We start from the raw sequence: 18566 nt of genomic DNA, 5'->3' as shown, positions 1-18566 counted from the left end.
CGCCTGTAGTCCCCGTCTCGCGTCAGCGAGACCTTTCAACCTGCGGTAAGCCACAAGCATGAAGGCCGCTGGCGCGGCTGAGCGCGCGGCGGGCGACGTAATCTCTGCGTCCTCTGCGTCTCTGCGTGAACCAATTCTTCTTCTCTTCGCGCCTTCGCGCCTTCGCGTGAACAAAACTCGACCCGCCTCCGGTGGAAAGCCGGCGCCAAATGCGGCAGGATCGCGCGCCAAGGCCTTGGGAGCGCGGCACGATGGGGACCGACCAGCTCTACCTGCACATCCGGGTGGTGATGAGCATCATCCTGGGGCTCGGCATCACCACGCTGTTGAAGGGCGTCGCGGCGATCATCGTGCATCCTAAGCGATACCGGTGGTCGTGGATCCACATGAGCTGGGTGGTGTGGACGCTCGTTTCGATCGTCACCTTCTGGTGGTGGGAGTTCCGCCTGGCCGAGGTCGCGCGCTGGACGTTCGGGTCCTATCTGTTCGTGATCGCCTATTGCTCGTGCTTCTTCATGCTTTCGGCGCTGCTGTTCCCGGAGGACGTGCAGGAATACGGCAGCTACGAGGGTTATCTGCTCGAGCGGCGGGCCTGGTTCTTCGGACTGATCGCGCTGATGACGCTGATGGACCTCGCCGACACCTCTCTGAAGGGCGCGTCGCGCTGGCATGCGCTGGGGTGGCTGTATCCGATGCACATCGCGGTGATGCTGGCGGTGGCCGGGCTCGGCGCGTGGCTGAAGGACAAGCAGGCGCAGCTCGTACTGGCGCTGGCGGCGCTCGGCTATCAGCTGGTCTATTACGGGATCGAGTATTTCACGCTGGCGACCGAGTGAGAGACGTTGCGGCATCCGAGCGCGGGCCTTAGTGGCGGCTCCGCCATGACCGTCACCATCAAGCCCGCCGACCTGATCGAGAGCGTCGCCGACGCGCTCCAGTTCATCAGCTACTACCACCCGATGGATTACATCCGCGCGCTGGGCGCGGCCTATGAGGCCGAACAGTCGCCCGCCGCCAAGGATGCGATCGCGCAGATCCTGACCAACTCGCGGATGTGCGCCGAGGGGCATCGGCCGATTTGCCAGGACACCGGCATCGTCACCGTGTTCGTGAAATGGGGGCAGGACTGCCGGCTGGACGGCGACCGGAGCCTGCAGGAGGTGATCGACGAAGGCGTGCGGCGCGCCTACCTCCATCCCGAGAACAAGCTGCGCGCCTCGATCCTCGCCGATCCGGCCTTCACCCGCCGCAACACGCGCGACAACACGCCGTCGGTGCTCCACGTCGAGATGGTGCCGGGCGCGAAGGTGTCGGTCGACGTCGCGGCCAAGGGCGGCGGCAGCGAGAACAAGTCCAAGTTCAAGATGATGAACCCGTCGGATTCGATCGTCGACTGGGTGCTGGAGACGGTGCCGCAGATGGGCGCCGGCTGGTGCCCGCCGGGGATGCTCGGCATCGGCATCGGCGGGACGGCCGAGAAGGCGATGCTGCTCGCCAAGGAAAGCCTGATGGGCGCGATCGACATGAGCCAGCTCAAGGCGCGCGGGGCCCAGAACGATATCGAGGCGCTCAGGATCGAGCTCTATGACAAGGTCAACGCGCTCGGCATCGGCGCGCAGGGGCTGGGTGGGCTTTCGACCATCCTCGACGTCAAGATCCTCGACTGGCCGACCCATGCCGCGTCGAAGCCGGTGGCGATGATCCCCAATTGCGCCGCCACCCGCCATGCGCATTTCGTGCTCGACGGATCGGGGCCGGCCTATCTGGAAGCGCCGAAGCTCGACGAATGGCCCAAGGTCGACTGGGCACCGGACAGCGCGGCCAAGCGGGTCGACCTCGGCACGCTGGCGCCGGAGGTGGTGAAGGGCTGGAAGCAGGGCGACCGGCTGCTCCTGAGCGGCAAGATGCTGACCGGGCGCGACGCGGCGCACAAGCGGATCAAGGACATGCTCGATCGCGGCGAGGCGCTGCCGGTCGAGTTCCGCGGCCGCGTGATCTATTACGTCGGCCCGGTCGATCCGGTCGGTGAGGAAGTGGTGGGCCCGGCCGGCCCAACCACCGCGACGCGCATGGACAAGTTCACCCGCATGATGCTGGAGCAGGGCCTGCTGGCGATGGTCGGCAAGGCCGAACGCGGACCGGCGGCGGTGGAGGCGATCCGCGACCATCAGTCGGCCTATCTGATGGCGGTGGGCGGCGCCGCCTATCTCGTCGCGCGCGCGATCAAGGGCAGCAAGGTGGTCGGCTTCGAGGACCTCGGCATGGAGGCGATCTACGAGTTCGAGGTGCAGGATTTCCCGGTGACGGTGGCGGTGGATTCGACGGGCGCCAACGTCCACCAGCTCGCGCCGCTGGTATGGCGGGAGAGGATCGCGAAGGAGAAGCTGCTGGAGAAGGCGTGAGCCATGCGCCGCCTGGCCGGGTTTCTCGCGGGCACGGTGCTGTGGCTTATCGTCGCGGTCTGTCTTGCGATCACGATCGTTCCCCGCTTCCTTGACCACATCTATTATCGCGGCCCCGCGAGCGGGCATTTCGACGGAGAGCGGTTCTTCAATCCCGATGGCGCGGACGATGTGCGGCCGGGACCGGGATTTGCGCTGCGCTACCTGACCCGCGATGATCGGCCGGCCTGGCCTTCGCGCGTTGCGATCGCCCCTTCGAAACCCGCTCCTCGGGTCGAGGGGAGGGCGATGGTCGCGACCTGGGTCGGCCATGCGACGGTGCTCGTGCAGACGGAGGGGCTCAACATCCTCACCGATCCGGTGTGGAGCGACACGGTCGGGCCGCTGGGCTTCGGGCCGCGGCGGGTGGCGGCGCCCGGCATCCGCTTCGAGGACCTGCCGAAGATCGACCTCGTTCTCGTCAGCCACAACCATTACGACCATCTCGACCTGGCGACGCTCCGGCGGCTGTGGGAGCGCGACCGGCCGATCATCGTCACCAGCCTGGGCAACGACGCGGTGATGGGCTTTCCCGCCAAGGCGCTCGACTGGGGCGGGCGCGTGGCGGTGAAGCCCGGCGTCGAAGTGGTGGTGACGCGCAGCCATCATTGGGATTCGCGCTGGTTCGCTGATCGCAACCGGGCATTGTGGTCGAGCTTCGTGGTGCGGCTGCCGGGCGGCAACCTGTTCTTCGCGGGCGATACCGGAGCGGGCGATCTCGGCTGGGCGGACGACGCGGCGCGGCTGGGGCCGGTACGCCTGGCGCTGATCCCGATCGGCGCGTTCCGCTTCGAGGCGGGACAGATGGCCTCGGGAAGCCATATCGGGCCGGTCGATGCGGTGGAGGTGTTCCGACGCCTTGGCGCTGCGAACGCGATCGGCGTGCATTGGGGGACATTCCGGCTGTCCTACGACGCAAGGGACACGCCGCCGAAGCTGCTCGCCGCCACGATGCGCTGCGCCGGCCTCGAGGGCTTTCATGCCATGCCGATCGGCGCGCCGCGAACGATACCGCCGCTCTCCACGCGCCCATCCGCACCGGCGATATCGCGCGACGCGCTGCTCCGGTGCCTCGATACGCCGGCAGTCCGCGCACTGCGCTGAACCTGTTTGCGCGCCGCCCGGCGCCTGTTAGGAAGCGCGCCGGGGGAAGGGGTGTGCCCGAGGCAGGAAGCAGCGCCTTTTATGTGACGACGATCGACCGGGCGGGTTTGGCACTCGGCGCGGGCGGAGCCTTGTCCGGTCTGGTCGCGGCAGCGCTGGTCGCGGCGGGCGGACGTGCGGGCCTTGGCGCGCTGCTGCTCGGCTGGCTGGTCGGCGCGGTGTTCTCGATGCTGGCGATCGTCGCGGTCGCGGGGCCGGTGTGGGTGGCGCTCCACATCGCCGGCCGCCGCGGCCCATGGACCGCCGCGGCGACAGGCGGCGGAATCGCGCTGGTGCTGTTCAGCGCCGGCCAGACCTGGGGGTTCGGGATGTTCGGCGCCCCAGCGAACGACGCGGCGACCTTCACCTACCGGATCGTGAGCGCGGTCGCGACCAGCCTGATCGTCGCGCTCGCCGCCGCTGCGATCGGCTGGGTGATGCAGCGGATCGCCTACCGGCGGATTCTCTAGCGCCGTTCGCCCGGCGAAACAGTCGCGGCGCCGGCCGATGGGACCGGCGCCGCTCGAACTGCGGAAAGGTGATGTCCGCTTCAGCCTGCTTTGGGGGCGGCGGTGCATTCGCCGGTGCGCTTGGCCTCCATGGTCATGGTCATTTCCATGTTGCCCATCGGATTGCCGCCGCCGCCCTGGCCGGTGGAGGTGACCGCGATCTTGTAGGAATCGGGGCTGTAGTTGCCCTTCATCGTCATCTTGCGCTGGACGCCGGCGACCGTGCAGGTCTGGACCGCATCGATGTTGCCGCCCGACATGGTGAAGTGGTCGTACTTGCACTGGCCGCTCTGGTCGCCGCCGAAGAAATTGCCCTTGGGCTGCTTGGCGTCCTCGGCGGTGAGGCAGGTGGTGAAGCTCTGCGCCTTGCTCATCGACGCCTTGACCTGTTCGGCCGCCGCGGCGGGCATTCCCGGCACCTTCACGTCGCTGATCGCGACCGTGCCCTGCCACTGCCCCGGCGACATCATCGCGCCGCCGCCGGCCGCATCGACCTTGGCCGCGACTTCCTCGGCAGTGGCGTTGGTCGCGGAGACCGACGGCCCCTGATTGCACGCGGCGAGCGGAAGCACCGCGAGAATGATGGCACGCTTCATTGGCATACTCCCTGTTCAGGCTTGGATGCCCCCTCCCGGTTCAGGAGCTTAGCGGGGATGTATGACAACTCAAGTGAGATCAGGTGCGGATATTTGTTCTTGGTTTGTTCTTAATGTTCTGCTACCGAATCAATCTTGACGGGGGAGGCGGAACGGATGCGCGGCGGCGCCACTAGCGAGCGGACCAGAATTCCTGCAGCAAGTTTCGAGACATATCTGCGTACCGGCCGGCGAACCTGGCGGGTCGAGAGAAAATATAACCATTGGCACGATCCTGAGGACGGGCGGTTCACCTTCGCCGGAGGGGGCATCTACGTCGGCGAGGGAAACGGGGCGTCTCTGACGGATGACCAGCCGGGTGCGGGTGATCGAGCGGCCGCTTCGTCGCGGTCGAGCACAAGGGCAGCGCCTCAGGTATGGGCTGCTTTAAATCCGCGCGATCCCCTTAACCCGCGCAATCACTCGATCCATGTGGTGCGGCGTGGGGAGACGCTGACGAGTATCGCCGCGAAGCGGAAAGGGGTCACCGTTGCGGATCTGGCTTGGCTGAATGGCATCCGTGCCGATCGGCCGCTGCGCGTCGGTCAGCTGATCAAGCTACCGCATCAGGCGTTTCTGGACGCCGGTCGGGAGGCCAAAAACAAGACCCTAGCGCTGTTCTATTACGCGGACACGCACGGCAGGCGGTTGCCGCCCGATCCCGCCCGTCCGCCGACGCTTGCAAGCCAATTGCTCGATACGAATTGGCGAGCAGTAAGGAAGAACGGCTATGATTTCCAGATCGACCCGATCGTGCGGACACGGCGGATTAGAGGAGAATTGTCACTTGACGCTCGGGGGCAACGATCGCGGTACAATCAGGCGCAAGCTGGCGGTCAGGATCGCCGCCGGGGCGACGATGGCGGTCATTACATCGCTGTTCGCTTCAATGGCCCTAGCGACAAGTTCAACCACTTTGCCCAGGATAGGAATTTCAACCGCGGCGGCTATCGCGCTCTTGAAAACGACTGGGCAAGGGAACTGCAGAACAAGCACCGCGTCTTCGTCGACATCGTGCCTCATTATACAGACTTCTCGACGCGGCCGGATCGAATCCGCATCACCTGGTACGTCGACGGTAAGAGGCGGTTTCAGGAATTCCCGAACGAGGCGGAACGGCGATCCAATGGCAAAAGATAAATATGAGATCCTCGGGCCGATGTTCGCGGACATAGGCGCTGAACTGGCTGAGATCGTTGGTGGGAATCCCAACGGGACATTCCTCTACGTCGAAATAGGCGAGGGATGGGTCCGGCCAAGCGTGTATAAGGACGAAGGTAGCGTCGTACGCGATTTCGAAATTGGCGAATCGCGTCTTTGCGATCTTATCTTCGATGCCTGGTATGCCGAGGATACTGACAAGCGCTGGGCTGTAATGGAATATGAGATTGAAGGCGGCAAGTTCGACGTACGCTTCAAATTTCCTGACGAAGTCGATGTGCTGCGCGATATTCATGATCGCCGCGAGGTGATGTTGAAGGCGCGCTATGGCGACAAGCCGGTGATCTATCCGCCGATCCCGGATGATTTCTCCGAGCTGAAGGAGTGAACGGCCGGCGCGTGCGGTCCTGCTGATTGGTCGATTGCTGCCGAACGTCGTCGCCCTATATCGTCCCCATGGCCATCCAGATCCGCACCACCCTCGACGAGCCCGAGACCGGGCAGAGCTTCGTGCCGCACCGGCCAGAGCGGCCGCCCAAGGCGGAGGGCGGGAAACGGTTCGAACTCGTCTCCGACTATTCGCCTTCGGGCGATCAGCCGCAGGCGATCCGCGAGCTGGTCGAGGCGGCTGAGGCGGGGGAGCGCGACCAGGTGCTGCTCGGCGTCACCGGCTCGGGCAAGACCTTCACCATGGCCAAGGTGATCGAGGCGCTGCAGCGTCCGGCGCTGGTGCTGGCGCCCAACAAGATCCTGGCGGCGCAGCTCTACGGCGAGTTCAAGAGCTTCTTCCCGAACAACGCGGTCGAATATTTCGTCAGCTACTACGACTATTACCAGCCCGAGGCCTATGTGCCGCGATCGGACACCTACATCGAGAAAGAAAGCTCGGTGAACGAGGCGATCGACCGGATGCGGCATTCGGCGACGCGCGCGCTGCTGGAGCGCGACGACGTCATCATCGTCGCCTCGGTCAGCTGCCTCTACGGCATCGGATCGGTCGAGACCTATTCGGCGATGATCTTCGATCTCAAGAAGGGCCAGACCGTCGACCAGCGCGAGATCATCCGCAAGCTGGTCGCGCTCCAGTACAAGCGCAACGACCAGGCGTTCGCGCGCGGCAATTTCCGCGTGCGCGGCGACAGCCTGGAGATCTTCCCGTCGCACTATGAGGACACCGCCTGGCGGGTGAGCTTCTTCGGCGACGACATCGAGGAGATCGTCGAGTTCGATCCGCTGACGGGGAAGAAGGTCGCGAGCCTCGATTATGTCCGCGTCTATGCCAACAGCCACTATGTGACGCCGGGGCCGACGCTCAAGCAGGCGATGGAGGGCATCCGTCACGAGCTCGCCGAGCGGTTGAAGGAGCTGGAGGCGGAGGGCAAGCTGCTCGAGCTGCAGCGGCTGGAGCAGCGCACCAATTTCGACCTGGAGATGATCGCCGCGACGGGCTCCTGCGCGGGGATCGAGAATTACAGCCGCTTCCTCACCGGCCGCCTGCCCGGCGAGCCGCCGCCGACGCTGTTCGAATATCTGCCCGAAAACGCGCTGCTGTTCGTCGACGAGAGCCACCAGACGATCGGCCAGATCAACGGCATGTCGCGCGGCGACCATCGCCGCAAGATCACGCTGGCCGAATATGGTTTCCGCCTGCCGAGCGCGATCGACAACCGGCCGCTCCGCTTCAACGAGTGGGACGCGATGCGCCCGCAGACCACCTATGTCTCGGCGACGCCGGGCGACTGGGAGATGGAGCGGACCGGCGGCGTGTTCGCCGAACAGGTGATCCGCCCGACCGGCCTGATCGATCCGCCGGTCGAGATCCGGCCGGTCGAGGAGCAGGTGCAGGACCTGATCCAGGAATGCCGCAAGACCGCCGAGCTCGGCTATCGCACGCTGGTGACGACGCTCACCAAGCGCATGGCCGAGGACCTGACCGAATATATGCACGAGGCCGGGCTCAAGGTCCGCTACATGCATTCGGACACGGAGACGCTGGAGCGTATCGAACTGATCCGCGACCTCCGCATGGGGGTGTACGACGTGCTGGTCGGCATCAACCTGCTGCGCGAGGGGCTCGACATCCCGGAATGCGGGCTGGTCGCGATCCTCGATGCCGACAAGGAGGGGTTCCTGCGCTCGGAGACCTCGCTCATCCAGACGATCGGCCGCGCAGCGCGCAACGTCGACGGACGCGTGATCCTCTACGCCGATCGCGTCACCGGCAGTATGGAGCGCGCACTGAACGAGACCAACCGGCGCCGGGAGAAGCAGATGGCGTACAATGCCGAGCACGGCATCACGCCGGAGACGGTGCGCAAGTCGATCGGCGACATCATCGCGCATGTCGCGTCGAAGGATCAGGTGACGGTCGAGATCGACGCCGACCGGCCGCACATGGTCGGCCACAACCTGCGCGCGTACATCGAGGAGCTCGAGAAGAAGATGCGCGATGCCGCCGCGAACCTCGAGTTCGAGACGGCGGCGCGGTTGCGCGACGAGATCCGGCAGCTCGAGAACGAGGAACTGGGCCTGCCCGCGGGCGAGCACAAGGCGCCGGTGATGGGGCGCTCGACCGAAGGCAAGCCGGGGACGCGCAAGACGCGCTACGGGAAGGTGCAGCGGAAGTTCGGCGGGCGGCGGCACTGACCTCCTTCCGCGGCGTTCTGGGCATCAACCTCTTCGGAACGTGCGGCGACCATCAGTCGAGGCTGGGAGACCGTAGATGGCCAGATTTGGCGGTAGGCGCATCCTGATCACCGGCGGCACCAGCGGGATCGGCCTGGCAGGCGCGCGCCGGCTGGCCGAGGAAGGCGCCGAGCTAATCGTGACCGGCCGCAACCCGGATCGGCTGGAGCAATGTCGCAAGCTGCTGCCGGAGAGCGTGCAGCTCGTTCGTGACGACGCCGCCGATCCAGACACCGGCCGCCGGCTTCTGGAAGCGGTGCAGCGCGGCGTACGGCTCGACGGACTGTGGCTCAACGCCGGCTATGCCGATGTCTCGCCGGTCGAGGATGTCGACGCCGGCTTCTTCGACCGGATGATGAACGCCAACGTGCGCGGGCCGGTGCTCCAGCTCGCGGCGCTGAGCGGTGTGCTGAATGACGGGGCGTCGGTGGTCGTCACCTCCTCGACCTCGACCTACGAAGGCGCGGCGATGGCGAGCGTCTATGCCGCTACCAAGGGCGCGCTGATCTCGCTCAGCCGCTGCTGGGCGTCGGCGCTCGCGCCACGGGGCGTGCGGGTGAACGCGCTGGTGCCTGGTCCGATCGATACCGCCTTCCGCGATTTCATGCCCGGGGACGTGCGCAAGAGCTTCGAGGCGGACGTGACCGGCCGCACCGCGCTCGGGCGGGTGGGTTCGGCCGAAGAGGCGGCCGCGGTCGCATTGTTCCTGCTCTCGGACGAGGCCAGCTATGTCACCGGCGCGCAATATGCCGTCGACGGCGGGCTGACGATGGTCTGATGCACGCCGGTCCCGACGGCGGTTGAGGCGGACGGCGGCTTCGCCCATAAGGTGCGGCAATGCGTACTCGTCCGCTCCTCGCCGCGCTGATGCTCGGCACCCTCGCCGGCTGCATTCCCTCCACCACGCCGCCGCCCGCGCCGCCTCCGCCGCGGCCGGCGCCGGTGGCGACGCCCGCGCCGCCGCCTCCGCCGGTCTCGAGCGACTGGCGCGACTGGCCGCTGACGCCGGGGGACTGGCGCTATGCCGGCGGGGTGGCGACCTTCGGACCGGCCGGCGCGCCGGTGTTCACCATTGCCTGCGGGAGCGATCGCCGCGTCACGCTGACCCGCGCGGTGCCCGACGGGGCGACGATGGCCATCCGCACCACCAGCCGGTCGCAGACGCTGGCCACCGCCAACGGCGGCGGCAGCGCGGTGCTGCCGGCGCGCGATCCGCTGCTCGACGCGATCGGGTTCAGCCGCGGGCGCTTCATCGTCCAGGGCGTGGCCGCCCAGCCGCTGGTGATCCCGGCCTGGCCCGAGATTCTGCGCGTGATCGAGGACTGCCGAAGCTGATCGCGGCGCCCATGCGTTGATGCGCGCGAGGAGACAGCCGATGATCCGCAAGCTGAAATCGGGCGAATACCGCCTCTATTCGCGCAAGGTCGATCCCCGGACGCACAAGCGCCGCAACCTCGGCACCTTCTCGACGCGCGAGGGCGCGGAGAAGCACGAGCGCGAGGTGCAGTATTTCAAGAGGCATTGAGCCATGGCCGCGAAGAGGAAATGGTCGCACGAGGTGACCGAGCATTCCGATGCGCTCGACCTCGACCGCGACGTGTTTACGCTGCACGATCCCCGGAAGATCGCGCAATCGCTGAAGCGCTCGGCCGAACACAGCAGGCGGCGCAAGAGCGAGCCGTTCCGGTCGGCGATGTCGATGCTGACCTTCTACATCAACCGCGCCGGCGCGGGGCTCGATGCCAAGCAGAAGCGGATTCTGGAGGACGCGAAAGACGAGCTTCGCAGCATATTCGGCCGCGAACGGCAGACGTGAGAGAATCGTCGAAAACGCGATGCATTACAAGACTTGAATGCGCGACTCGCGTGATTCACATAGGGAGCGTGCCTGGCAAGGCACATCGTCTTAACAAGCGAAAGGAGGTGATCCGATGTCTCATGGTTCAGCAATGGGGTCGGTTCAGTTCGTTCGGGAGACGCGCCGCTGATATCGGATAAGCGGACGGAAGCCCTCCGTCCGTGGCGCGAGCGGGAGGTATCCTCCTCCAATCAACGCTCGACAGTCCGATGAAAGCGGCCCGCATGGTCTCCCGGGCTGGAGCTCTCCGGCCGCTGACCATGTCGGAGGTCGCCGGGTGGCAGGGATGCCATCCGGCGGCCTCTTTCATTTTCATCGCCTGCTTCCGGTTGCGCGGCATCAGCGATCGGTGTCGACCGGAGGTGTGGCATCCTGATCGCTCAGCTCGCCACGGCGGCGGTCGCTCGGCGATTTGGCCGGCTTGTGGCCGAGGTCGAACGCGGCGCCGTCGGTCCGGTCGCCGGGTCGGTCGGTGCCGCTTCGGCCTTCATTGTCCCTCAGCGTGGGATCGCGGCTATTGGTGCTGGCCTTTCCCTGGCCGCTGTTGTCGCGCATGGCTCTCTTCCTGTCGTTGGACAGGCAATCAACGAAACAGGCGGGGCGAGGCTCCGCGGCAGGGGGCCTTCATGGCGGATCGCATTCTCGTCTTCTACGGCTCCTATCGGCGCGACCGTATGGGCATCCGGCTCGCCCATTATCTGGTCGATGGGTTCCGGGATCGCGGCGCCGACGTCGAGCTGATCGACGCGCGGGCGGTCGGGCTGCCGATGCTCGACCGCATGTACAAGGAATATGCGCCCGGCGAGGCACCACCGGCGATGGCGGCGCTGGCGGAGAAGATCGTCGCGGCCGATGCCTTCGTGTTCGTGGCCGGCGAGTATAATTGGGGGATGCAGCCCGGGCTCAAGAACCTGACCGACCATTTCCTGGAGGAATGGTTCTGGCGGCCGGCGGCGGTCGCCAGCTATTCGGCCGGACGCATCGGTGGGGCGCGCAGCAACGCGATCTGGCACGGCTCGCTCAGCGAGATGGGCATGGTGGTGATCTCGAGCACGATTACGGTCGGCCAGATCAGCCGGACGCTCGACGCCGACGGCTCGCCGGTCGGCGACGGCGGGGCGGCACTCGACCGCCAGTTCCCGCGCTTCGCCGACGATCTCGCCTGGTGGACCGAAGCGGCGCGGGAGCAGCGGGGGCGAAAGACACCGCCTTACTGAGCCAGGCCGTCAGCAGCGGGCGCGGGAGGCTTGCTCGGTACGATGAGCTTGATCGTCGGCTCGAAGGACTTGTCGACCCATGTCCCGTCGATCTGATAACTGATTGCCCCTTGCACCGTGCAGCTGGCGTTCTGCCAATCGCTCGTCACCGCGGCATCATAGTCGGCCTCGACAGCGATGGTCACCAGGAAACCGCTCGTATTGGTGCGCTGCGTAACCGCGCTCGACACGCGATAGTCCCCGAGCTGGGCGGGCGAAGCGGAGCAGCCGCCGACCGCAAGCTTGTCGACGCGCACCTGCGGGTTCGCGCCCATCACATTGTCGTCGGTCACGCGGATCGTGGAGGTCCAACGCACCAGCGAACGAGCAGGCGCGCCGGGCAGGGCGCTTGCGGTGAAGGCGACCGGGACATTGGACTGTAGGACATGGGTCGGCGTCTTCCCGACGGCGAAGCTCGGGCGGACCGGGATCTTGAACGGCTGAAGCCCGGCAGGAAGCAGCGGATCCTTGATCTGCAGCGCGAAGGCGGGGCGGTGCGATCCGGCGGGGAGCGAGGCGGGCGCGGTATATTCGAAAGTGAAGCGGCACGCCCTGTCCTGTCCTTCGCCCTGCATCCCGGCGCCCAGGATCGCGATGCCGCCGGCCGCGGCGCTGGCGTCCGCGATCTCCCAGCCGATATTGCAATATCGGAGCGGCAGCATCGGCACATCGGCCTGGAAGGTCTTCTGCTGACCGGACCTGAGGCTGTTGTCGCCGGTCGGGACGAGGCGTGACACCGCGGTAGCGTTCATCACGCGGACGACGTCGGCGGCCGCCGGCAGCGGATAATAGTCCGCCTGCGGATACGCCTGCCCCGCATCTTCGAGCATGAACCGATAGAGACGGACACGCCCGGTGCTGGAGCCGGCGACGGTCCCGCCGAGCGACGACTTCCCGGTGAGGAACGGCAGGCTGATTCCCCCGCCCACCTTGCCGGTGATCGCGAGCCCCTGCGTCTCGGTGATATTGCGGCTCAGCATCCATCCCCGGATCGAATAGAGGAGCTGGTTGCCCGTCGACACGCCGTTGCGCTGATACCATTCCCAGAACCAGAGTCCCGCCTTGAACTGGTCGGCCGCGCTGCGGGCAGGGCCGTTCTTGGTCCAGTCCCGGACGATAGGTGACACGAAGCTGCCGCCGGTCAGGCTGGCGGTCTCGTTGAAATTGCCGTTGATCGCGCTGTTGCCGGCGCCCTCCAGGGTGATCGCCGCGAGAGAGAATCCGGAATTGAGGTCCGCGGCCGCCTTGATCGAGCTCGCGCAGTTGGATTCATAGGTGACGAGCTGGCGATCGTCGTCGACGAACTGCTGCTCGCTGTTGTCGTATTCGTCGGCGAGATAGCGCCCGTTGTCGATGACGACGTCGCCGAAGCGGGTGTCGCTCGACTTGTAGACGTAAGCAAAGATCCTGGTGAGCGGGTCGCTCGCCCATGGCTTCACGCGCTTTACGCTGAAATCCGGGATCTGGGAGATGATCTTCGGGATGGAGGAGACCGGATGGTCGCGTTTGTCACGCTTCAGCTTGAGCTTTCCGACGCCGCCCAGGCACAGGCTTATCATGTCCGAATAGTTCTTTTCCAGCCAGCCGCTGAGCATCGTCTCGCTGTTCTGGTAGGGCGCGGGCGCCGGATCGGGGGCCTGCGCCTCGGAGTTTATGGCCCAACCGGCAATCACCGCGGCGGATATTGCGAGTGCGAGCGTGCTCGTCTTCATGATCGGCCCCCCTGTCGATCGTGAACGGGAGAACGTAACAAGTCGTGCTTGGGCTGGCCAGTCGAAATAGCGGAGGCGGTGTCGACTTTACATCCGTTTTCGTGACTATCCGTTTGCCTGGACTGCGACTTACTCGCTGGCCATTGATTTCAGCCGGTACAGCACCTCCAGTGCCTCGCGCGGGCTGAGCGCGTCGATGTCGAGGCCGTCGAGCTCCGCGCGGAGCGCATCGACCGCCTCCTCCTCCGCTTCGGCGGCCGCGGCGAACAGCGGCAGGTCGTCGAGTCCCGCGGCGAGACCGCCGGTCTTCTCGCGGCCGGCCTCGAGCTTGTCGAGCACCGCCTTGGCGCGCTTGATCGTCGCAGGCGGCAGGCCGGCGAGGCGGGCGACGGCGAGACCGTAGCTGCGGTCGGCGGGACCCTCCGCCACCTCGTGGAGCAGGACGAGGTCGCCCTTCCACTCGCGCGCGCGGACATTGTGGAGGGTGAGCGCGTCGCAGCGCTCGGCGAGGCGCGTCAGCTCGTGGTAATGCGTCGCGAACAGGCAGCGGCAGCGGTTGTCCTCGTGGATCGCCTCGACCACCGCCCAGGCGATCGCCAAGCCGTCGTAGGTGGAGGTGCCGCGGCCGACCTCGTCGAGGATGACGAAGCTGCGCGCTGTCGCCTGTGCCAGGATCGCGGCGGTCTCGACCATCTCGACCATGAAGGTCGAGCGGCCGCGCGCGAGATTGTCCGACGCGCCGACGCGGCTGAACAGGCGATCGACGAGCCCCAGCGTCGCGCGCGTCGCGGGCACGTAGCTGCCGGCCTGCGCCAGTACCGCGATCAGCGCGTTCTGGCGCAGGAAGGTCGACTTGCCGCCCATGTTGGGGCCGGTGACCAGCCACAGACGGTTGCCCTCGGATAACATGCAGTCGTTGGCGACGAAGCGGCCGCCCGCTTTCGCCACCGCCGCCTCGACCACGGGATGGCGGCCGCCCTCGACCTCGAAACAGGCGTGGTCGACGAGCGCGGGCAGTGCCCAGCCGCCCTCCGCCGCCCGTTCGGCGAGGCCGGCGGCGACGTCGAGGCGGGCGAGCGCGTCGGCGGTGCGGGCGATCGGCTCGCGATTGGCGAGCGCCTGTTGGGTCAGCTCCTCGAGATGCGCGGCCTCGGCGGCGAGAGCGTGCGCGCCGGCATGGGCGACCTTGATCGCTACCTCATGCAGCTCGGGTGCGTTGAAGCGGACCACGCCGGCGAGCGTCTGGCGGTGGGTGAAACCGCTGTCGGGCCGCATCAGCGGATCGGCGGCCTTGGCCGGCACCTCGATATGATAGCCGAGCACACCGTTGTGGCGGATCTTGAGCGAAGCGATGCCGGTCTGATCGCGATACTGCGCCTCCAGCGCGGCGATCGCACGGCGGCCGCCGGCGCCGGCGTCGCGCAAGTCGTCGAGCGCGGCGTCATAGCCCTCGGCGATATAGCCGCCGTTCGCGGCGTCGATCGGCGGCGACGGAACGAGCGCGCGGGTGAGGAGGTCGATGAGCGCGCCATGGCCCTGGAGCTGAGGTGCGAGCTCGACCAGCAGCGCCGGCTCATGGAACTGGCCGAGCATCTCGCCGAGACGCCACGCGCCGTCGAGGCCGTCGCGCAGCTGCCCCAGGTCGCGCGGGGAGCCGCGCCCGGCGGCGAGGCGACCGAGGGCGCGGCCGATGTCGGGGAGGGCCCGGAGTGCGGCGCGGATGCGCTCGCGCAGGGCCGCGTCGTCGTGGAAGCGCTGGACGAGGGCAAGGCGGGCCTCGATCGCCGCCTTGTCCATCAGCGGTGCGGACAGGTCCTGCCCGAGCAGGCGCGCGCCGGCGCCGGTGACGGTGCGGTCGACCGCGTCGAGCAGCGATCCGGCGCGGGTGCCGGCGGCGCTGATCGTCAGCTCCAGACTCTCGCGGGTGGCGGCGTCGATCGCCATCGCCGCTTCGGAGCGGACGATGCGCGGCGGGCGGAGGAAGGGGAGGGCGCCGCGCGCGGTATGCTCGAGATAGGCGACCAGGCCCCCCGCCGCAGCCAGCGCCGCGCGCGACATCGCGCCATAGCCGTCGAGCGTCGCGACGCCGAACAGGGCCTTGAGCCGCTCCTCGCCGCGCGCACTGTCGAAATCGCCGCGAGGGCGGAACACGGTCGCGTCGGCGAAGCCACCGTCGGCCGCGACTACCTCGGCCGGGCTCAGCCGGGCGAGCTCGGCGCCGAGGCTGCCGGCGTTCGTCTCGATCACCTCGAACCGGCCGGTCGATACGTCCGCGGCAGCGATGGCGATCGCGCCGCCAGCCTCGCCCACTGCCGCGCACCAGTTGGCGGTGCGCGAATCGAGCAGCGCTTCCTCGGTCAGCGTGCCCGCCGTCACCACGCGGATGATCGAGCGGCCGACCAGCGCCTTGGAGCCACGCGCCTTGCGGGCCTCTTCCGGCGTCTCGGTCTGGTTGGCGATGGCGACGCGGTGGCCGGCCTTGATCAGGCGGGCGAGATAGCCCTCCATCGCATGCGCGGGCACACCGCACATCGGGATCGGCGCGCCGCCATGCTCGCCGCGTGCGGTGAGGGCGATATCGAGCACGGCGCTGGCGATCTTGGCATCCTCGAAGAACAGCTCGAAGAAGTCGCCCATCCGGTAGAACAGCAGGCAATCCTCAGCCTCGGCTTTGAGCGCGAGATATTGGGCCATCATCGGAGTGGGAGCGGCATCGGCCATGCGCGCCGAGGTAGCCGAGCGCTCGCGCGGACGGCAAGGGGATCGAACGGGCGCTATGCGGTTCCCTTCTCCGAAACGGCTGACTAAAGACCGGCGCGAGAGCCGGGAGAGATAGATGTCCGACGAACGAGCAGAAGCGAACGTGCAGTTTTCGGAGCGCGAGGCGCTGCTGTTTCACTCGGAGGGCCGCCCGGGCAAGATCGAGATCGTCGCGTCCAAGCCGCTGACGACGCAGCGCGACCTGGCGCTGGCCTATTCGCCGGGCGTCGCGGTGCCGGTGCAGGCGATCGCCGATGATCCCGCCACGGCCTACGACTATACCGCCAAGGGCAACCTGGTCGCCGTGATCTCCAACGGCACCGCGATCCTGGGGATGGGCAATCTCGGCGCACTCGCCTCCAAGCCGGTGATGGAAGGCAAGGCGGTGCTGTTCAAGCGCTTCGCCGACGTCGATTCGATCGACCTCGAACTGAAGACCGAGGACGTCGACCGCTTCATCGACGCGGTCGAGCTCTTGGAGCCGAGCTTCGGCGGCATCAACCTCGAGGACATCAAGGCGCCCGAGTGCTTCATCATCGAGCAGACGCTGCGCGAGCGCATGAACATCCCGGTGTTCCACGATGACCAGCACGGCACCGCGATCATCACCGCCGCCGGCCTGATCAATGCCGCGCTGCTCACCGGGCGCAAGATGGAGGAGATCAAGGTGGTGGTGAACGGCGCGGGTGCCGCCGCGATCGCCTGCACCGAGCTGATCAAGGCGATGGGCGTGCGCCACGACCACGTCATCATGTGCGACCGCAAGGGCGTGATCTACCAGGGCCGCGACGACGTGAACCAGTGGCAGTCGGCCCATGCCGCCGTCACCGAGCGCCGCACGCTGACCGAGGCGCTGGAGGGCGCGGACGTGTTCCTCGGCCTCTCCGCCGCGGGGGCGCTGAAGCCCGAGATGGTCAAGCACATGGCCGAGGCGCCGATCATCTTCGCCATGGCCAACCCCGAGCCCGAGATCCGGCCGGAGGCGGCCAAGGCGGTTCGCCCTGACGCGATCGTCGCGACGGGGCGGTCGGACTACCCCAACCAGGTCAACAACGTCATCGGCTTCCCCTTCATCTTCCGTGGTGCGCTCGACGTGCGCGCGACGGGCATCAACGACGCGATGAAGATCGCCGCGGCCAAGGCGATCGCCGAGCTGGCGCGCGAGCGGGTGCCGGAGGAGGTCGCCGCGGCTTATGGCGTACGCCATGTGTTCGGGCCCGAATATATCATCCCGGCGCCGTTCGACCCGCGCCTGATGGAGAATGTCCCCTCCGCCGTCGCGCAGGCGGCGATGGATTCGGGCGTCGCGACCAAGCCGATTCTCGACATGGCCGCCTATCGCCAGGCACTGCGTGCGCGGCTCAACCCGACGACGTCGGTGCTCACGCTCGCCTATGAAGGCGCGCGGGCGCATCCCAAGCGTGTGCTGTTCGCCGAAGGCGAGGAGGAAGTGGTGCTGCGCGCGGCGATCGCCTTCCGCGAGGGCGGCTACGGCACGCCGGTGCTGGTCGGGCGCGAGGACGTCCACGATCGCCTGCGCGCACTCGGGGTGAGCGATCCGGAGAGCTATGAGGTGCACAACAGCCGTACCTCGACGCTGGTGCCGACGATGGTCGACTTCCTCTACAAGCGGCTGCAGCGGCGCGGTTATCTCCGGCGCGATGCCGAACGAATGATCAATCAGGACCGCAACATCTTCGGCGCGGTGCTGCTCCAGCTCGGCGAGGCCGATGCGATGATCACCGGCGTCACCCGCACCTATGCCCAGACGATCCGCGAGGTGCGGCGCGTGATCGATCCCGTCGCCGGGCGCACGCCGTTCGGCATTCACCTGATGGTCGGGCAGACCCATACCGTGTTCATGGCCGACACCACGATCAACGAGCGGCCCAATGCCGAGGAGCTCGCCGACATCGCCGAGCAGACCGCACTGGTCGCACGGCGGATGGGGCACGAGCCGCGTGTCGCCTTCCTCAGCTATTCGACCTTCGGCAATCCCGAGGGCCAGTGGCTCGACAACATCCGCGCCGCCGTGAAGGTGCTCGACGGCCGGCAGGTCGGGTTCGAGTACGAGGGCGAGATGGCGCCCGACGTGGCGCTCAACCCGAAGCAGCTCGCCAACTATCCCTTCGCGCGGCTTTCCGGTCCGGCCAATGTGCTGATCATGCCGGGGCTGCAGTCGGCCAACATCTCGGCCAAGCTGCTGCGCGAGCTCGGCGGCGACAGCGTGATCGGTCCGATGCTGATCGGCATGGAGAAGCCGGTCCAGGTCGCGCCGATGACCTCGACCGCGAGCGAGCTGGTGACGCTGGCCGTGCTCGCGGCGGGCGGGATCGCGCGGTAACCCCAATCCTCCTCAAGCTTGCTTGGGGAGGCGACCGTCGGCGTAGCCGGTGGCGGAGGTGG

17 protein-coding genes are annotated in these 18566 nt (G+C 67.1%); 13 read left to right on the top strand and 4 right to left on the bottom strand.

Translation table 11 applies throughout. The features are described 5' to 3' along the window. Positions 1–251 precede the first annotated feature (251 nt). The 4 genes from LZK98_RS19095 (at position 252) to LZK98_RS19080 (ending at position 4054) form a co-directional block, all read left to right on the top strand. The gene (locus tag LZK98_RS19095) at positions 252–836 is read left to right on the top strand and encodes a hypothetical protein (protein ID WP_233784092.1); all 585 of its coding nucleotides are present in this window, start codon (positions 252–254) and stop codon (positions 834–836) included. Positions 837–881: 45 nt separating this feature from the next. Beyond that, positions 882–2402: a fumarate hydratase gene (locus LZK98_RS19090; RefSeq protein ID WP_233784091.1), complete on the top strand. Its 1521-nt coding sequence runs from the start codon at positions 882–884 to the stop codon at positions 2400–2402. Between the two features lie 3 nt (positions 2403–2405). After that, positions 2406–3545 carry an MBL fold metallo-hydrolase gene (locus LZK98_RS19085; RefSeq protein ID WP_233784090.1) on the top strand — a complete coding sequence of 380 codons (1140 nt, stop codon included), beginning with the start codon at positions 2406–2408 and terminating at the stop codon, positions 3543–3545. 83 nt (positions 3546–3628) lie between these two features. Continuing rightward, complete coding sequence (locus LZK98_RS19080) at positions 3629–4054, top strand: hypothetical protein (RefSeq protein WP_233784089.1); 426 nt, start codon at positions 3629–3631, stop codon at positions 4052–4054. 80 nt (positions 4055–4134) lie between these two features. Here LZK98_RS19080 and LZK98_RS19075 read toward each other — a convergent pair whose 3' ends face one another. Continuing rightward, entirely contained in the window at positions 4135–4689 is a 555-nt protein-coding gene (locus tag LZK98_RS19075) for a DUF3617 domain-containing protein (protein ID WP_233784088.1), read from the bottom strand. A 156-nt stretch (positions 4690–4845) separates the two neighbouring features. On the opposite strand from LZK98_RS19075, the gene LZK98_RS19070 reads away from it, so the two are divergent. The 7 genes from LZK98_RS19070 to LZK98_RS19040 all read left to right on the top strand — a co-directional run bounded on the left by LZK98_RS19070 (position 4846) and on the right by LZK98_RS19040 (position 10390). Further along, positions 4846–5868, top strand: coding sequence for a DNA/RNA non-specific endonuclease (locus LZK98_RS19070; protein ID WP_233784087.1), 1023 nt, complete (start codon positions 4846–4848; stop codon positions 5866–5868). Then, entirely contained in the window at positions 5855–6277 is a 423-nt protein-coding gene (locus LZK98_RS19065) for a hypothetical protein (protein WP_233784086.1), read from the top strand. Before LZK98_RS19070 ends, LZK98_RS19065 begins: the two co-directional genes overlap by 14 nt. 68 nt (positions 6278–6345) lie before the next feature. After that, positions 6346–8535 (top strand): excinuclease ABC subunit UvrB, encoded by a 2190-nt coding sequence (gene uvrB, locus LZK98_RS19060; protein ID WP_233784085.1) that lies wholly within the window; start codon positions 6346–6348, stop codon positions 8533–8535. Between the two features lie 76 nt (positions 8536–8611). Continuing rightward, positions 8612–9352 (top strand): SDR family oxidoreductase, encoded by a 741-nt coding sequence (locus LZK98_RS19055; RefSeq protein WP_233784084.1) that lies wholly within the window; start codon positions 8612–8614, stop codon positions 9350–9352. 59 nt (positions 9353–9411) lie between these two features. Next, positions 9412–9909 (top strand): hypothetical protein, encoded by a 498-nt coding sequence (locus tag LZK98_RS19050; RefSeq protein WP_233784083.1) that lies wholly within the window; start codon positions 9412–9414, stop codon positions 9907–9909. Positions 9910–9949: 40 nt separating this feature from the next. Beyond that, the gene (locus tag LZK98_RS19045; protein ID WP_233784082.1) at positions 9950–10099 is read left to right on the top strand and encodes a hypothetical protein; all 150 of its coding nucleotides are present in this window, start codon (positions 9950–9952) and stop codon (positions 10097–10099) included. A gap of 3 nt (positions 10100–10102) precedes the next feature. Then, a complete protein-coding gene (locus LZK98_RS19040; RefSeq protein WP_233784081.1) occupies positions 10103–10390 on the top strand; it encodes a DUF3175 domain-containing protein in 288 nt (95 codons plus the stop codon). A 381-nt stretch (positions 10391–10771) separates the two neighbouring features. Here LZK98_RS19040 and LZK98_RS19035 read toward each other — a convergent pair whose 3' ends face one another. Continuing rightward, positions 10772–10987, bottom strand: coding sequence for a hypothetical protein (locus tag LZK98_RS19035; protein WP_233784080.1), 216 nt, complete (start codon positions 10985–10987; stop codon positions 10772–10774). 71 nt (positions 10988–11058) lie between these two features. Between LZK98_RS19035 and LZK98_RS19030 the strand changes: the two genes are divergently transcribed. Then, on the top strand, positions 11059–11649 hold the full coding sequence (locus LZK98_RS19030; protein ID WP_233784079.1) for an NADPH-dependent FMN reductase: 591 nt from the start codon (positions 11059–11061) through the stop codon (positions 11647–11649). Here the strand turns inward: LZK98_RS19030 and LZK98_RS19025 are convergent. Together LZK98_RS19025 and mutS are read right to left on the bottom strand one after the other, a co-directional pair. Next, positions 11643–13400: a hypothetical protein gene (locus LZK98_RS19025; RefSeq protein ID WP_233784078.1), complete on the bottom strand. Its 1758-nt coding sequence runs from the start codon at positions 13398–13400 to the stop codon at positions 11643–11645. The two genes, LZK98_RS19030 and LZK98_RS19025, sit on opposite strands and share 7 nt — an antisense overlap. 129 nt (positions 13401–13529) lie before the next feature. Then, positions 13530–16097 carry a DNA mismatch repair protein MutS gene (gene mutS / locus LZK98_RS19020; protein ID WP_233786641.1) on the bottom strand — a complete coding sequence of 856 codons (2568 nt, stop codon included), beginning with the start codon at positions 16095–16097 and terminating at the stop codon, positions 13530–13532. Between the two features lie 139 nt (positions 16098–16236). On the opposite strand from mutS, the gene LZK98_RS19015 reads away from it, so the two are divergent. Then, positions 16237–18504, top strand: coding sequence for an NADP-dependent malic enzyme (locus tag LZK98_RS19015; protein ID WP_233784077.1), 2268 nt, complete (start codon positions 16237–16239; stop codon positions 18502–18504). Positions 18505–18566 lie beyond the last annotated feature (62 nt).

This window comes from Sphingomonas cannabina, assembly GCF_021391395.1.
GTDB classification, from domain to species: domain Bacteria; phylum Pseudomonadota; class Alphaproteobacteria; order Sphingomonadales; family Sphingomonadaceae; genus Sphingomonas; species Sphingomonas cannabina.
The sequence above is the reverse complement of the archived record's forward strand: the minus strand, read 5'-3'. Positions and strand labels throughout refer to the sequence as shown.

Bases quoted from the DNA above. Each gene is read 5' to 3' on its own strand.
- LZK98_RS19095 (WP_233784092.1), top strand. From the start codon at position 252: ATGGGGACCGACCAGCTCTACCTGCACATCCGGGTGGTGATGAGCATC.
- LZK98_RS19090 (WP_233784091.1), top strand. From the start codon at position 882: ATGACCGTCACCATCAAGCCCGCCGACCTGATCGAGAGCGTCGCCGAC.
- LZK98_RS19085 (WP_233784090.1), top strand. From the start codon at position 2,406: ATGCGCCGCCTGGCCGGGTTTCTCGCGGGCACGGTGCTGTGGCTTATC.
- LZK98_RS19075 (WP_233784088.1), bottom strand. From the start codon at position 4,689: ATGAAGCGTGCCATCATTCTCGCGGTGCTTCCGCTCGCCGCGTGCAAT.
- LZK98_RS19070 (WP_233784087.1), top strand. From the start codon at position 4,846: ATGCGCGGCGGCGCCACTAGCGAGCGGACCAGAATTCCTGCAGCAAGT.
- LZK98_RS19065 (WP_233784086.1), top strand. From the start codon at position 5,855: ATGGCAAAAGATAAATATGAGATCCTCGGGCCGATGTTCGCGGACATA.
- uvrB (WP_233784085.1), top strand. From the start codon at position 6,346: ATGGCCATCCAGATCCGCACCACCCTCGACGAGCCCGAGACCGGGCAG.
- LZK98_RS19055 (WP_233784084.1), top strand. From the start codon at position 8,612: ATGGCCAGATTTGGCGGTAGGCGCATCCTGATCACCGGCGGCACCAGC.
- LZK98_RS19050 (WP_233784083.1), top strand. From the start codon at position 9,412: ATGCGTACTCGTCCGCTCCTCGCCGCGCTGATGCTCGGCACCCTCGCC.
- LZK98_RS19045 (WP_233784082.1), top strand. From the start codon at position 9,950: ATGATCCGCAAGCTGAAATCGGGCGAATACCGCCTCTATTCGCGCAAG.
- LZK98_RS19040 (WP_233784081.1), top strand. From the start codon at position 10,103: ATGGCCGCGAAGAGGAAATGGTCGCACGAGGTGACCGAGCATTCCGAT.
- LZK98_RS19035 (WP_233784080.1), bottom strand. From the start codon at position 10,987: ATGCGCGACAACAGCGGCCAGGGAAAGGCCAGCACCAATAGCCGCGAT.
- LZK98_RS19030 (WP_233784079.1), top strand. From the start codon at position 11,059: ATGGCGGATCGCATTCTCGTCTTCTACGGCTCCTATCGGCGCGACCGT.
- LZK98_RS19025 (WP_233784078.1), bottom strand. From the start codon at position 13,400: ATGAAGACGAGCACGCTCGCACTCGCAATATCCGCCGCGGTGATTGCC.
- mutS (WP_233786641.1), bottom strand. From the start codon at position 16,097: ATGATGGCCCAATATCTCGCGCTCAAAGCCGAGGCTGAGGATTGCCTG.
- LZK98_RS19015 (WP_233784077.1), top strand. From the start codon at position 16,237: ATGTCCGACGAACGAGCAGAAGCGAACGTGCAGTTTTCGGAGCGCGAG.